Source organism: Rhizobium sp. YAF28, assembly GCF_052113285.1.
In the GTDB taxonomy this organism is placed as follows: Bacteria; Pseudomonadota; Alphaproteobacteria; order Rhizobiales; family Rhizobiaceae; genus Rhizobium.
In genome coordinates this window covers 439,523-453,044 of record NZ_JBFRCX010000002.1, presented here as the reverse complement: position 1 = coordinate 453,044, position 13,522 = coordinate 439,523, and the positions used below count along the sequence as shown (strand labels likewise).

At 60.8% G+C, this 13,522-nt stretch carries 13 protein-coding genes; 8 read left to right on the top strand and 5 right to left on the bottom strand.

Going from position 1 to position 13,522, the window contains the following annotated elements:
- Positions 1-342 precede the first annotated feature (342 nt).
- On the top strand, positions 343-1,839 hold the full coding sequence (locus AB4Z13_RS06555; RefSeq protein ID WP_007820234.1) for a replicative DNA helicase: 1,497 nt from the start codon (positions 343-345) through the stop codon (positions 1,837-1,839).
- Positions 1,840-1,864: 25 nt separating this feature from the next.
- On the opposite strand, the gene AB4Z13_RS06550 is transcribed toward AB4Z13_RS06555, so the two are convergent.
- From AB4Z13_RS06550 to AB4Z13_RS06540, 3 genes are all read right to left on the bottom strand, one after another.
- Positions 1,865-2,167 (bottom strand): AzlD domain-containing protein, encoded by a 303-nt coding sequence (locus AB4Z13_RS06550; RefSeq protein ID WP_113323375.1) that lies wholly within the window; start codon positions 2,165-2,167, stop codon positions 1,865-1,867.
- A complete protein-coding gene (locus AB4Z13_RS06545; RefSeq protein ID WP_439014515.1) occupies positions 2,164-2,868 on the bottom strand; it encodes an AzlC family ABC transporter permease in 705 nt (234 codons plus the stop codon). The genes AB4Z13_RS06550 and AB4Z13_RS06545 overlap by 4 nt, the downstream gene beginning before the upstream one ends.
- A gap of 68 nt (positions 2,869-2,936) precedes the next feature.
- On the bottom strand, positions 2,937-3,758 hold the full coding sequence (locus AB4Z13_RS06540) for an AraC family transcriptional regulator (RefSeq protein ID WP_439017188.1): 822 nt from the start codon (positions 3,756-3,758) through the stop codon (positions 2,937-2,939).
- A gap of 189 nt (positions 3,759-3,947) precedes the next feature.
- Between AB4Z13_RS06540 and alr the strand changes: the two genes are divergently transcribed.
- Positions 3,948-5,114: an alanine racemase gene (gene alr / locus AB4Z13_RS06535; protein WP_439014514.1), complete on the top strand. Its 1,167-nt coding sequence runs from the start codon at positions 3,948-3,950 to the stop codon at positions 5,112-5,114.
- Positions 5,115-5,117: 3 nt separating this feature from the next.
- Here alr and AB4Z13_RS06530 read toward each other — a convergent pair whose 3' ends face one another.
- On the bottom strand, positions 5,118-5,753 hold the full coding sequence (locus AB4Z13_RS06530) for a LysE family translocator (RefSeq protein WP_439014513.1): 636 nt from the start codon (positions 5,751-5,753) through the stop codon (positions 5,118-5,120).
- A 146-nt stretch (positions 5,754-5,899) separates the two neighbouring features.
- Here AB4Z13_RS06530 and radA point away from each other — a divergent pair, with 146 nt between their 5' ends.
- The 4 genes from radA (at position 5,900) to AB4Z13_RS06510 (ending at position 10,554) form a co-directional block, all read left to right on the top strand.
- On the top strand, positions 5,900-7,300 hold the full coding sequence (gene radA, locus AB4Z13_RS06525) for a DNA repair protein RadA (RefSeq protein ID WP_310382839.1): 1,401 nt from the start codon (positions 5,900-5,902) through the stop codon (positions 7,298-7,300).
- A gap of 89 nt (positions 7,301-7,389) precedes the next feature.
- Positions 7,390-8,013 (top strand): CvpA family protein, encoded by a 624-nt coding sequence (locus AB4Z13_RS06520; protein ID WP_439014512.1) that lies wholly within the window; start codon positions 7,390-7,392, stop codon positions 8,011-8,013.
- A gap of 230 nt (positions 8,014-8,243) precedes the next feature.
- Entirely contained in the window at positions 8,244-9,734 is a 1,491-nt protein-coding gene (gene purF, locus AB4Z13_RS06515; RefSeq protein ID WP_439014511.1) for an amidophosphoribosyltransferase, read from the top strand.
- A gap of 79 nt (positions 9,735-9,813) precedes the next feature.
- Positions 9,814-10,554, top strand: coding sequence for an SDR family NAD(P)-dependent oxidoreductase (locus AB4Z13_RS06510; protein ID WP_310382837.1), 741 nt, complete (start codon positions 9,814-9,816; stop codon positions 10,552-10,554).
- 9 nt (positions 10,555-10,563) lie between these two features.
- On the opposite strand, the gene AB4Z13_RS06505 is transcribed toward AB4Z13_RS06510, so the two are convergent.
- Positions 10,564-11,313, bottom strand: a complete 750-nt coding sequence (locus tag AB4Z13_RS06505) for a glycoside hydrolase family 25 protein (RefSeq protein ID WP_439014510.1) — start codon at positions 11,311-11,313, stop codon at positions 10,564-10,566.
- Between the two features lie 354 nt (positions 11,314-11,667).
- Here AB4Z13_RS06505 and cysS point away from each other — a divergent pair, with 354 nt between their 5' ends.
- Both cysS and AB4Z13_RS06495 read left to right on the top strand, forming a co-directional pair.
- Positions 11,668-13,044 (top strand): cysteine--tRNA ligase, encoded by a 1,377-nt coding sequence (gene cysS, locus AB4Z13_RS06500; protein WP_439014509.1) that lies wholly within the window; start codon positions 11,668-11,670, stop codon positions 13,042-13,044.
- Positions 13,041-13,517, top strand: coding sequence for a GFA family protein (locus tag AB4Z13_RS06495; protein WP_439014508.1), 477 nt, complete (start codon positions 13,041-13,043; stop codon positions 13,515-13,517). Before cysS ends, AB4Z13_RS06495 begins: the two co-directional genes overlap by 4 nt.
- Positions 13,518-13,522: the final 5 nt, after the last annotated feature.

Below are 13,522 nucleotides of genomic sequence, written 5' to 3'. Positions count from 1 at the left end.
TCTGTCTTCAGACAGAACGGAAAGCCCGGCTCGCGCCGGGCTTTTTTGTTGCTTAGATGTGGGTCTTCAGAAGAATGTCGGGCTTTTCTGCTGCGCCTTCCAATCAGGGGCGATAAGATAACGGAATGTTGGAATGACGAAGTGAGTCGCCGCGGGCTGCGTGTCCCGCAAGTGACAGTCAGGATATTTCTCCTCAGCGGATCCGCCGACTGTGGAGAAGTCGAAGAACGTGCACAGCGCTGCTAATTTGACGACCGCTTGAACGCAGTTGCTGCGCGAGACTTGATTTTATGCGGCCCGCCCTGCAAATCCGAGTTTTGGAAAAAGACAGTACGGATGACGATGAACGAAGCTGCACGAAAGATTGCCGCCGTTGCTCCTGCAGAGCAGCACTATCGCGAAGCGCCGAACAACATCGAGGCCGAACAGGCGCTGCTCGGCGCCATCCTGATGAACAACGACGCCTATTACCGCGTCTCGGACTTCCTCAAGCCCACGCATCTTTACGAGCCGCTGCACCGGAAGATCTTCGAAGTCGCCGGCGACATCATCCGCATGGGCAAGATCGCCAACCCGGTCACGGTCAAGACCTTCCTGCCGGCCGACGAAAAAGTCGGCGACATCACCGTTTCGCAATATCTCGCCAGCCTCGTCACCGGCGCCGTGACGATCATCAACGCCGAGGACTATGGCCGGGCAATCTATGACCTGGCGATCCGCCGCGCGCTCATCACCATTGGCGAGGATGTCGTCAATATCGCCTATGACGCGCCGCTCGACATGCCGCCGCAAGCGCAGATCGAAGATACCGAACGACGTCTTTTCGAGCTTGCCGAAAACGGCCGCTACGATGGCGGCTTCCAGGCTTTCAACGATGCCGTGGCGCTCGCCATCGACATGGCGGCCGTTGCCAAGGAACGCGACGGCGGCCTCTCCGGCATTTCCACCGGCATCCATTCGCTCGATTCCAAGATGGGCGGCTTGCAGCGGTCGGACTTGATCGTGCTCGCCGGTCGTCCCGGCATGGGCAAGACCTCGCTTGCCACCAACATCGCCTATAACATCGCTGCCGCCTACGAAGGCGAAGTGCAGTCCGATGGCAGCATGAAGGCGAAGAACGGCGGCGTCGTCGGCTTCTACTCGCTGGAAATGTCGTCCGAACAGCTCGCCACGCGTATTATCTCCGAGCAGACGGAAGTCTCTTCCTCGAAGATCCGCCGCGGCGACATCAACGATGCCGATTTCGAAAAGCTCGTCGCCTGCTCGATGATGATGCAGAAAGTGCCGCTCTTCATTGACCAGACCGGTGGTATCTCGATCGCCCAGCTGTCGGCGCGCGCCCGCCGACTCAAGCGCCAGCGCGGTCTCGACGTGCTCGTGGTCGACTACGTGCAGCTGATGACCGGTTCCGGCAAGTCCAACGAGAACCGCGTTCAGGAAATCACCCAGATCACCACGGGTCTCAAGGCGCTCGGCAAGGAACTGAACGTGCCGATCATCGCGCTCTCCCAGCTCTCGCGTGCCGTCGAAAGCCGCGAAGACAAGCGCCCGCAGCTTTCCGACCTTCGTGAATCCGGCTCGATCGAGCAGGACGCCGACGTCGTGCTCTTCGTATTCCGCGAGGAATATTACGTGAAGAACATGGAACCGCGTGATATCCACGACCCGAAATATCCGGAATGGGAAGCACTGTTCGACAAGGTGAAAGGCACGGCAGACGTCATCATCGCCAAGCAGCGTCACGGACCGACCGGCACTGTGAAGCTCGCCTTCCAGTCGGAATTCACGCGCTTTGCCGATCTCGCCGATCCGTCCTTCACTCAGTACGAGGAACATTGACGCGGGCTTTCCGCGTCAACTTCTTCTAGAGTCCTGCAGCTCGCAGCAAAGCCACTGTTGCAACGCCGACAACGACGCTTGCCAGCATCGGCAAGCGGGTGGCGGCGATTGCGGTAACCACACATGCCAGCGTCTCCGCCCAGCCGGTCGCGAAAGCGGTCGGGGCAATGACAGCCATCAGCACAGCCGGCGGGATGGCTTCGATTGCCGTTTTCCTGTTCTCGTCAATTTCCACATAGCGGATCAGCACGAGGCCGCTGATACGAGTGAAGATCGTCGCGGCAGCCATGACGAGGATGGCGAGCAGTGTATTGAGATCGAGCGTCATGCCGCTTGCTCCCGCATCCTGCCTCTCCAGAGAGCCATTGCCAGCCCAGCCAGTGCGCCGGCTGCGATATACCAGACACCTGGCACAAACTGATGGACCGCAACGGCCGCAATCCCGCTTGCGGCGAGAACGGCACCGGTTTCCGGTCCCTTCCAGAAGCCCATGACCAGCACGATGAAGACGGCCGGAAAGGCGAAGTCGAGCCCGATGACGGCGGGATCGCCGAGAAAGGCGCCGAGCAGCGCACCTGCAAGCGATGAGCCGACCCAGGTGAGGTAGAAGGGCATGACGATGCCTGCATACCAGGCCGGGGTCAGACGCGTGCTGCCGGCGCGGAATTCCGCCATGGCCCAGAGCTCATCGGCGAGGAAGAGCATGGCGATATAACGCTTGATGCCGGAGAAGGACTGCATCTTCGTGCCGATCGAGGCGCTCATCAGTACGTGGCGGATATTGACCAGCAAGGCCGCGAAACCGACACCGATCCAGCTTGCCGGATGCGTCCAGATATCCATCGCCACGAATTGCGAGCCGCCGGCAAAGACGAGCGCGCTCATCAACGTCGTTTCCAGGGCCGAGAGACCCTTGGTCGCCGAAACTGCGCCGAAGACGAGTCCGATCGGCAGGACCGCGACGATCAATGGGAAAATGGCTCGCATTCCGGCAAGAAATTCGCCGGCTGGCCGGCTTTGCTGCAACATTGGCAATCTCCGCATCAAGATGGCGGAGAAGTAGCCGAACAATGGAAGCCTGTATTGAACGAAAGTGATCAGGCGACGCGGAACTGGCCGGGGGTGACGCCGGTGCGCGATTTGAAGTGGCGGGTGAAATGCGCCTGATCGGCAAAGCCGCATTCAACGGCGACATCGGCCGGCATGCGGCCCTCCCTCAGCAACCGACGAGCGACGAGCACGCGCCGATCGGTCAGGAAGGCATGCGGGGTGATATAGTATTCCCTGCGGAAGGCGCGGATCAGATGGGCGCGGCTTAGCCCTGCCACCTTGGCCAGTTCCTCGAGGCCGACATCGCTGTCGAAATTCTCGGTGAGGTAATCGCGGGCGCGGCCGACAGCGCTGCGCTCCTTGGTGTCGACGGGCAGGACGATCGTGCTGCCATAGCGGGCGAAGATCGCAGCCAGCACCGAGAACATGCTTTCATCGGATTCCAGCGCGCCCGCTCCACTTTCAAGCGTGCGGTGGGCAGTGTGGAAAGCTTTTGCAAGTTGCGGATCGCGCGGCAGCGCTCCCGCAAAGGACGGTGTCGCGTTGAAGGCCTTGCCGGTGACATCCTCCAGTATGTCGATGAAGAGCTTCGTATCCGGGTAGATCATCCGATAGCGATACCCCTCGCCGCCGGGAGTGCCATCGTGCACCACACCGGGGTCGATCAGATAGAGGTCGCCCGGACCGGTCTCTTCCCGCCTGCCGCGCACGGTGGCGATCTGGCTGCCGCTTTCGATCGCGCCAATGCTGAAAGTGTCGTGGGCATGCGGGGCATATTCATGTGTTAGGAAGCTGGCGCTCAGGCACTCCATGTCGCGAAAGCGGCTATCCCGCCAGAAGCGGGCCGATTCCACCTTGGCGAGCGGCATGGCGTCTGCCGCCTCTTTCTGCGAAACGTTCTGCATCCCGCCAGATTAGCGCGCTGGCCACGCTACGTCTTGAACAAAAGTGATCGCATGTGGGAAAGGCTGGTATGTCGCCCCCTGTGCTTTCTCTTTGCCACAATGCTCTTTAGAGTGTTTGCAGCGATTTTCCTTTCCCTTTCAGCGCGGCGATTCATGACAGATTTTTCCATTCCCTTTGAAGACGACGACCTTTTCGCTTCCGCCGGCCTGCGGCTGACCGTCGATCTGACGGCGCTGGCCGACAACTGGCGGGATATGGCGCGCCGCTCCGGAAAGGCGCGCACGGCCGCTGTCGTCAAGGCGGATGCCTATGGGATGGGGATCGAGGATGCCGGCGAAGCGCTCTATCTTGCCGGCGCGCGGGATTTCTTCGTCGCCACCGTCGATGAAGGTGTCACGCTGCGCATGTTTGCGCCTGAGGCACGCATCTTCGTACTGGCGGGAATCTGGCCGGGCACCGAGCGGCGTTTCTTCGAAAACGATCTTGTGCCGATCATCTCCTCGGAAGAGCAGCTTGCCTTCTGGATGGCGGTGCTTGCCGATTATGGCGACTATCCGTGCGCGCTGCATGTCGATACCGGATTCAACAGGCTCGGCCTGACGGTGGACGAAGCAATTGCGCTCGCCAACGACGTGTCACGGCCGGCGAGTTTCGCTCCCGTTCTCGTCATGAGCCATCTTGCCTGCGGCGACGATCATTCCTCGGCGATGAACAAGCAGCAGCTTGAATCATTCCGCACGGTTAGCGCCGCCTATGAAGGTATCGATTCAAGCCTTGCTGCCTCCGGCGGCATCTTCCTGGGGGATGATTATCACTTCGATCTCACCCGGCCGGGCATCGCGCTCTATGGCGGCCAGGCGGTCAATGGTATCGCAAACCCGATGCGGCCGGTGGCAACTGCCGAGGCGCGCATCATCCAGATCCGCACGGTCAAGGCCGGTGAAACCGTCAGTTACGGGCGAGCACTGCAGCTGACGCGTGACAGCCGGCTGGCGATTGTCTCGGCCGGTTATGCCGATGGCTATATGCGCAGCCAGTCGAGTGGCGGCGTGCCGCTGCGCGAGGTCGTGCCGCAGGGTGGACAGGGTTTCGTTGCCGGCCAGAAGGTACCGGTCGCCGGTCGTATCACCATGGACCAGACGATCTTCGACGTGACCGACCTGCCGGAGGGCGCAGTGCGCGCCGGTGACTATATCGAACTCTTCGGCAAGAATGTCCTCGTCGACGATGCGGCGAAGTCGGCGGGTACGATCGGCTATGAGATGCTGACCAGCATCGGCCTGCGCCACGAGCGCAAGTACGAAATGGACGAGGAATAGTCTCTAGCGTGTCGTGAGCGCGAGGCGGACACCAAGCGCCACGAAGAGCGCGCCGAGACCACGGTCGAGCCACAGGCCGATTTTCGTATTGTTCTTGAAGAGATCGGCAAGGCGGCCTCCGGCCAGGATCAGCGGCGGCTCGATGAAAAACGCCACCACAATGATCAGGCCACCGTGAACGGCAAGCTGCAGCCATGCAGGACCTGCGCCCTCGACGACGAATTGCGGCAGGAAGGCAAGGAAAAAGATCGCTACCTTCGGATTGAGCAGCGAGACCAATACGCCCTGTCGATAGATGCGCCGCCAGCCGAGCGTTTCGCCTGCCACCCGCACGAAGCCGCCCTCACCTTTCGACCGCAGCGCCTGGATGCCGAGCCAGACGAGATAGATCGCGCCCACCCATTTGACGGTGGAGAAGGCGATTGCCGAGGCAGCAAGGATCGCCGACAGGCCGAAGGCGGCGAGAAGCACATGGATGCAGGCACCCGTCCAGATGCCGAAGACGGCCGAGAAGCCGGCCCGTGTGCCGCTCTTCATCGTGTGGCCGAGGATGAAGGCCATGTCAGGACCTGGCGAGATGTTCAAAAGAACCGCCGCGGTAAAGAAACCGATCCAGTGAGCGAGCGAATAATCGAGCATGGCCTGTCCTTTGAGAGCGCGGCAATGCTGCCAGCCCGGTCGCTGATAGGAAAATCATTAGTTTTGATCGATGCCGGAAGCCATTATCTAGGGCAAAACTCCGATTCGGGCGCTTGCCGCGCCCCCTTACCCGAAAGCAGTCATTGATGGCCAAGGCCAGAACACAATTCATCTGCCAGAGTTGCGGCGCGGTGCATAATCGCTGGGCCGGCAAATGCGAAAATTGCGGCGAGTGGAACACCATCGTCGAGGAAGATCCAATGGGCGGCATCGGCGGCGGCCCTGCCAAGACGCCGAAGAAGGGCCGGCCGGTCGCATTGACGGCTCTCTCCGGTGAGATCGAGGAAGCGCCGCGCATCCAAACTGGTATTTCCGAACTCGACCGAGTGACCGGCGGCGGCTTCGTGCGCGGTTCTGCCGTGCTCGTCGGCGGCGATCCCGGCATCGGCAAGTCGACGCTGCTGATGCAGGGAGCTGCGGCGCTTTCGCGTCGCGGGCACCGGATCATCTACGTCTCCGGCGAAGAGGCGGTGGCGCAGGTGCGGCTGCGCGCACAGCGGCTCCATGCCGCCGATACGGATGTGTTGCTGGCGGCGGAAACCAATGTCGAGGACATTCTTGCCACGCTGGCGGAGGGCAAACGCCCTGATCTCGTCATCATCGATTCCATCCAGACGCTCTGGAGCGAGCTTGCCGAATCTGCGCCGGGCACAGTCACCCAAGTGCGTACCGGCGTGCAGTCGATGATCCGCTTTGCCAAGCAGACGGGTGCGGCCATGGTGCTCGTCGGCCATGTGACCAAGGATGGGCAGATCGCCGGCCCGCGTGTCGTCGAGCATATGGTCGATGCCGTGCTCTATTTCGAGGGCGACCGCGGACATCACTATCGCATCCTGCGCACCGTGAAGAACCGCTTCGGACCGACCGACGAGATCGGCGTTTTCGAAATGTCGGACAAGGGCCTGCGCGAGGTCGCCAACCCATCCGAACTCTTTCTCGGCGAGCGCAATTCGAAATCGCCGGGTGCTGCAGTCTTTGCCGGCATGGAAGGCACGCGGCCCGTACTCGTCGAAGTGCAGGCGCTGGTCGCCCCCACTTCGCTCGGCACGCCGCGGCGCGCGGTCGTCGGCTGGGACTCTGCCCGCCTGTCGATGATCCTTGCGGTTCTGGAGGCCCATTGCGGCGTTCGGCTCGGCCAGCATGACGTCTATCTCAACATTGCCGGCGGCTTTCGCATCAGCGAGCCGGCGGCCGATCTTGCGGTCGCATCGGCCCTCGTTTCCTCGCTTGCCGGTATTGCCCTTCCGGCCGATTGCGTCTATTTCGGCGAAGTCAGCCTGTCGGGCGCCGTCCGGCCTGTTGCGCAAACCGCTCAGCGCCTTAAAGAAGCCGAAAAGCTGGGGTTCTCGGCAGCTCTGCTACCGTCCGGTTCCGTCGATCTGCCGAAGGGTAACGGCCGCTGGAGCGAGATCGAGAGCCTGCCGGATCTGGTCGCGCGCATTGCAGGGTCGAAAGGGGCGTTGCAGCGTGTGGAAGAAGACGTTTGATCCTTCATCACCGATAGCGGGAATGCTATAGGATCAGCCAAACAAGGCGCGACGCGGCCCGCAAGGCGGCAGTCTGGAGTGGAATTTATATGCCCATTACGATTTTCGACGGTATTGTCATCGGCGTCGTGCTCTTCTCCGCCGTTCTGGCAATGGTCCGCGGCTTTTCGCGCGAAGTCCTTTCGATCGCGAGTTGGGGCGGCTCAGCCGCTGCCGCCTACTACCTCTACCCCTATCTCGTGCCTTATGCGAAGCGGTACACGGATGATGACCGCATCGCGATCGTTGGTTCGGCTGCCGTCGTCTTCCTCATCGCGCTGATCGTCATCTCCTTCATTACGATGAAGGTCGCCGATTTCATCATCGACAGCCGCATCGGCGCGCTCGACCGCACTTTGGGCTTCCTCTTCGGTGCTGCGCGCGGCATACTTCTGCTCGTCGTCGCCGTTGCTTTCTGGAACTGGCTGGTCGATGCCGATCATCGCCCGTCCTGGGTCAATAATGCCAAATCGAAGCCGTTCCTGGATTCTCTCGTCGTTCGCCTGCAGGCAGTGCTGCCGGATGAATTCGCGCAGATGATCCAGAAGAGCATCACCGAGAAGCTTGGTGGCGCGCGCACGACGGAAGAAAATGCGCCGGCCAACAACGATCAGGCTCCGGCAGAAGACGCAGCACCCGCGCCTAACAATGGCGCACAGCAGCCATCGAATTGACGCAGTGTTCACTAGCTTGACCCGCGGCCTGGCAATTGCCATTTGAGCGGGACGTAAGATCAAAGGTCCGGCCGGGCATTTCGCTCTGCCGGGCCTCAGCCGTTTCAGAGCCGGTGAACGGGCTTTGAGGCAGGTGTTATCAGCATGAACTTATCGGAAAGCAGCATTTTTTCCGGTATCATGCTACTGGAAAAGCCGATCCATTCTTGTGAGAGCAGAGGCCCGCAGAAATGAACCAGTCCCATTCCTTCCCGATTGACGATCCGCTCGACGGAGATACGCTGCATGAGGAATGCGGCGTTTTCGGAATTCTGGGACATCCCGATGCGGCAGCGCTGACGGCGCTTGGCTTGCATGCGCTTCAGCATCGCGGGCAGGAAGCGGCCGGTATCGTCTCCTTCGACGGCAAGCGCTTCCATCAGGAACGCCATATGGGCCTCGTCGGCGACCATTATACCAACCCGATGACGCTCGCCCGCCTGCCCGGCAGCATGTCGATCGGCCATACGCGCTATTCGACAACAGGCGAAGTGGCGATGCGCAACGTGCAGCCGCTCTTTGCCGAGCTGGAAGAAGGCGGCATCGCCATTGCCCATAACGGCAATTTCACCAATGGCCTGACGCTGCGCCGCCAGATCATCGCAACCGGCGCCATCTGTCAGTCGACGTCGGATACCGAAGTCGTCCTTCACCTCATCGCCCGCTCCCGCCACACTTCCACAACCGATCGCTTCATCGACGCCATCCGCCAGATGGAAGGCGGCTATTCGATGCTCGCCATGACGCGCACGAAGCTGATTGCCGCGCGTGACCCCACCGGCATCCGCCCGCTGGTCATGGGTGAACTCGACGGCAAGCCGATCTTCTGCTCGGAAACCTGCGCTCTCGACATCATCGGCGCCAAGTTCATCCGCGACGTGGAGAATGGCGAAGTCGTCATCTGCGAAATCCAGCCCGACGGTTCGATCAGCATCGATGCGCGCAAGCCCAGCAAGCCGCAGCCGGAACGCCTCTGCCTGTTCGAATATGTCTATTTCGCCCGTCCGGATTCGGTCGTCGGCGGCCGCAACGTCTATACGACGCGCAAGAGCATGGGCATGAACCTTGCCAAGGAATCGCCTGTCGATGCCGACGTGATCGTGCCTGTTCCCGATGGCGGCACACCTGCTGCTCTCGGCTATGCGCAGGCAAGCGGCATTCCCTTCGAATACGGCATCATCCGTAACCACTATGTCGGCCGCACGTTCATCGAGCCGACGCAGCAGATCCGCGCTTTCGGCGTGAAGCTGAAGCATTCCGCCAACCGGGCGATGATCGAAGGCAAGCGCGTGGTACTGGTGGACGATTCCATCGTGCGCGGTACGACCTCGCTGAAGATCGTGCAGATGATCCGTGAAGCCGGCGCCAAGGAAGTGCATATCCGCGTTGCGAGCCCGATGATCTTCTTTCCGGATTTCTACGGTATCGATACGCCTGACGCCGATAAGCTCCTGGCAAACCAGTATGCCGATGTCGAAGCCATGGCCAAATATATCGGCGCGGATTCGCTGGCCTTCCTGTCGATCAACGGCCTCTATCGCGCCGTCGGCGGCGAAGACCGCAACAACGCCCGCCCGCAGTTCACCGACCACTATTTCACCGGTGACTATCCGACCCGCCTGCTCGACAAGAACGGCGAGTCCATGGGCAACAAGATTTCCATGCTTGCCAGCAACGGCTGAGCCGCTTCCGCTTTGACTTTCCTATCTGGGGCGCCTATTGCGCCCCTTACCTTTTCAAGCGCATCGGGAACCGGGGCAGATGAACATCAATCTTGAAGGCAAGATCGCGCTGGTCACAGGCGCATCGCGCGGCATCGGCTATTTCACGGCACTCGAACTCGCCAAGGCCGGTGCGCATGTGATTGCCTGCGCCCGCACCGTTGGCGGCTTGGAAGAGCTCGACGATGCCATCAAGGCCGCGGGCGGTTCCGCGACGCTGGTTCCCTTCGATCTCGCCGACATGGAAGCGATCGACCGCCTCGGCGGCTCGATCTTCGAGCGCTGGGGCAAGCTCGACATTCTCGTCGCCAATGCCGGCGTGCTCGGCGTCATCTCGCCGATCGGCCATATCGAGGCGAAGGTCTTCGAGAAGGTCATGAACATCAACGTGAATGCCACCTGGCGTCTCATCCGCTCGGTCGATCCGCTGCTGACCCGCTCTGATGCCGGCCGCGCCGTCATCATGTCCTCAGGCGCCGCCCACAAATGCCGGCCCTTCTGGAGCGCCTATTCCGCCTCCAAGGCCGCTGTCGAAGCATTGGCGCGCACCTGGGCCGGCGAGACGCAATCGACGCCGCTGCGTATCACCAGCGTCGATCCGGGTGCCACGCGCACCGCCATGCGCGCGCAGGCGGTTCCGGGTGAAGACCCGATGAGCCTGCCGCATCCTTCCGAGGTGGCGAAAGCAATCCTTCCCTTGCTCGGCCCCGGCGTGACCGAGACCGGTAAGCTGTTCATTGTACGCGAGAACAAGCTGGTGGATTACCAGCTGCCGGAATAGCCGGACGCTTCAATTCGCTGCAGCAGTCGCGAACAGATGAGCGAAACCGGTCTCCGACGCGCACATCGCGTTAAGATCGACCGGTCCCTGGATACCGTCCAAGGTGCCGTTATCGGCGAATTGCCAGATTGACCAGTGACTGCATTCTTCCTGCCTAGGTTCCTTGAAGACGCTTCGAAGCCACAGGTAATGGTCGGGGAACCGTGATTCATTGCCTTTCAGATATTGATCAAAGAACTCCTGAGTAACGTAAAAAATGGGCTTCTCGGGAAAGGTGCCTTTCAACTCGACGAAGAACGCGTTCACCTCGGCAGCCATTTCCTCGATCGTTGGAATCTTGTTGCAGTTGCCGACAAACTCCAGATCGACTGCAATGGGTAGAGTCCCCGGCTCCTTTGACACCGTCGCCAGGACATTCTGCGCCTGATCCTTGCCCGGGCGACAGAAGGTGAAGAAATGATACGCACCCCTTACCAGTCCGGCATCCCCGGCACGCTGCCAATTCTCGGCAAATTTGGAATCCCGGTGATCTCCGCCTTCGGTCGCCTTCATGATCGCAAAACGGACATTCGCCTGCGACGCGACAGTCTTCCAATCGATATCGCCTTGATGGTGGCTGACATCGATACCCTGGATCGGATAGCGGCTTAGAGACGGATTGTTGAAGCGAAGCATACCGAAATCATAGGCGAAATATGCGGCGGACGCGATTGTCAGAATTGCGGTCGCTCCTATTGTCCATCGTGCCGCTCTCCTCACCCAATCCCCCTATTTTCACCGGTTTCGCAATTGGCTATGCAAGATTTGCGTCTTGAAAATGACCAAAAATCTTAAAGCAAGCACGCCTCCTTTACTGGATGTCCATCGCGGCCATCGATTCACGAGATGGATAGCTCCGGTTGCCCGCGGGATCGTTGCTCGCCCTCTTGACCAAACTCCGATCCCACGCCATAAAACGCGTCATGAAAACGGTTACCTGCATTATTTGCCGGAAGATTATTCGCTAGCCCAAAGCTGGCCTGGCCGTTTTCGTCTCCCAAATTTCCAAGATGCGAAACGCCCCGGCCTGCCGGTGGTGGTATATTTTCTGCATATGCATTTTAGGAGAGTGAAATGGGCGGCACGCCGGAACTGAAGCTGTACAATACGCTGACGCGGGAGAAATCGGTCTTCAAGCCGATCGATGCCGAAAACGTCCGCATGTATGTGTGCGGCCCGACGGTCTATGATTACGCCCATATCGGCAATGCGCGACCGGTCATCGTCTTCGACGTGCTGTTCCGCCTGTTGCGCCATGTCTACGGCGAAAGCCACGTCACTTATGCCCGCAACATCACCGATGTCGACGACAAGATCAACGCGCGGGCGCTGCGCGACTATCCGGGCCTGCTGCTGAATGCGGCGATCCGGGCGGTCACGGAAAAGACCGAGAGGCAGTTTCTTGACGATGCCTTGGCACTCGGCTCGCTCGAGCCGACGTTGCAGCCGCGCGCCACCGACAATATCGCTGAGATGATCGCGATCATCGAGCGGCTGATTGCGCGCGGCCATGCCTATCAGGCATCAGGCGAGGTACTGTTCGACACCAGGTCGATGGCCGATTACGGCCAGCTTTCGAAGCGCAATCTCGATGAGCAGCAGGCGGGCGCCCGCGTTGCCGTCGATGCTCACAAGAAGAGCCCCGGCGACTTCGTGCTCTGGAAACTCTCCGACGACAACGAACCCGGCTGGGAAAGCCCGTGGGGTCGAGGCCGCCCAGGCTGGCATATCGAGTGCTCGGCCATGAGCGGGCGCTATCTTGGCGACGTCTTCGATATCCATGGCGGCGGGCTGGACCTGATCTTCCCGCATCATGAAAACGAGATCGCCCAGTCGCGTTGCGCCCATGGCACGGACGTGATGGCGAATGTCTGGATGCATAACGGCTTCTTGCAGGTCGAAGGCCGCAAGATGTCGAAATCCGAAGGCAATTTCGTCACCATCTACGAGTTGCTGCACACGGAAACATTCGCCGGCCGCCAGTGGCCGGGCGAAGTGCTGCGTCTTGCGATGCTGATGACGCACTATCGCGAGCCGATCGACTTCTCGGTGAAGCGGCTGGAGGAAGCCGAGCGGCTGCTCGCCAAATGGCCGGCGGCCGAACCCGGCGATGCCAAGCCGGATGAGACCGTGCTGAATGCGCTCGCCGACGACCTCAATACGGTCGCGGCAGTGCAGGCGCTGCATGCGCTCGCCCAATCTGGAGACCCTGCCGTCTTCGCCGCCAGTGCCGCCCTGCTCGGTGTGCTGCCAAGGAAGACCGAGATCGACGAGGCGGTGGCTGCGGAAATCGATGCGCGGGTTAAGGCCCGGCTGGAACTGCTCAAGGCGAAGAACTTCGCCGAGGCTGACAAGATTCGCGATACGCTCGCCGCCGAGGGCATCCAGCTCAAAGACGGCAAGGATCCGGCAACGGGTGAACGCGTGACGACGTGGGAGGTGAAGAAATGAACACCTACACCGGCGGCTGCCAGTGCGGGGCGATCCGCTTCCGTGCCACAGGCGTCCCGCAGGATTCGTCGATCTGTCATTGCCGCATGTGCCAGAAGGCATTCGGCGCCTATTACGCGCCGCTGGTTTCCATGCGCGGGATGGAGTTCGAGTGGACCAGGGGGCAGCGCAAGACCTTCCGGTCCTCGAATTTCGTCAGCCGCGGCTTCTGTGGTGATTGCGGCACGCCGCTAACCTATGAGGCGCCTGACGGTGTGGCGGTTGCGGCAGGGGCGTTCGACGACCCATCGCTGCTGCGGCCGACCATCCAGTGGGGTATGGAAGGCAAGATCGGCTTCGTCGATCATCTGCATGAACTGCCGGGAGAACGGACCGAGGCGGACCTCGCCGTAGGCTCCTTCCTCCACGAAATCGTCTCCTATCAGCATCCGGACCATGATACGCCGGTCTGGCCACCGGAGGATCACGCTTGACGGCA

Excerpts from the sequence above, each read along its gene's own strand:
- AB4Z13_RS06550 (WP_113323375.1), bottom strand. The coding sequence starts at position 2,167 with ATGACGCTCGATCTCAATACACTGCTCGCCATCCTCGTCATGGCTGCC.
- AB4Z13_RS06510 (WP_310382837.1), top strand. The coding sequence starts at position 9,814 with ATGAACATCAATCTTGAAGGCAAGATCGCGCTGGTCACAGGCGCATCG.
- AB4Z13_RS06540 (WP_439017188.1), bottom strand. The coding sequence starts at position 3,758 with ATGCCGCTCGCCAAGGTGGAATCGGCCCGCTTCTGGCGGGATAGCCGC.
- AB4Z13_RS06530 (WP_439014513.1), bottom strand. The coding sequence starts at position 5,753 with ATGCTCGATTATTCGCTCGCTCACTGGATCGGTTTCTTTACCGCGGCG.
- cysS (WP_439014509.1), top strand. The coding sequence starts at position 11,668 with ATGGGCGGCACGCCGGAACTGAAGCTGTACAATACGCTGACGCGGGAG.
- AB4Z13_RS06520 (WP_439014512.1), top strand. The coding sequence starts at position 7,390 with ATGCCCATTACGATTTTCGACGGTATTGTCATCGGCGTCGTGCTCTTC.
- alr (WP_439014514.1), top strand. The coding sequence starts at position 3,948 with ATGACAGATTTTTCCATTCCCTTTGAAGACGACGACCTTTTCGCTTCC.
- AB4Z13_RS06495 (WP_439014508.1), top strand. The coding sequence starts at position 13,041 with ATGAACACCTACACCGGCGGCTGCCAGTGCGGGGCGATCCGCTTCCGT.
- radA (WP_310382839.1), top strand. The coding sequence starts at position 5,900 with ATGGCCAAGGCCAGAACACAATTCATCTGCCAGAGTTGCGGCGCGGTG.
- AB4Z13_RS06545 (WP_439014515.1), bottom strand. The coding sequence starts at position 2,868 with ATGTTGCAGCAAAGCCGGCCAGCCGGCGAATTTCTTGCCGGAATGCGA.
- AB4Z13_RS06555 (WP_007820234.1), top strand. The coding sequence starts at position 343 with ATGAACGAAGCTGCACGAAAGATTGCCGCCGTTGCTCCTGCAGAGCAG.
- purF (WP_439014511.1), top strand. The coding sequence starts at position 8,244 with ATGAACCAGTCCCATTCCTTCCCGATTGACGATCCGCTCGACGGAGAT.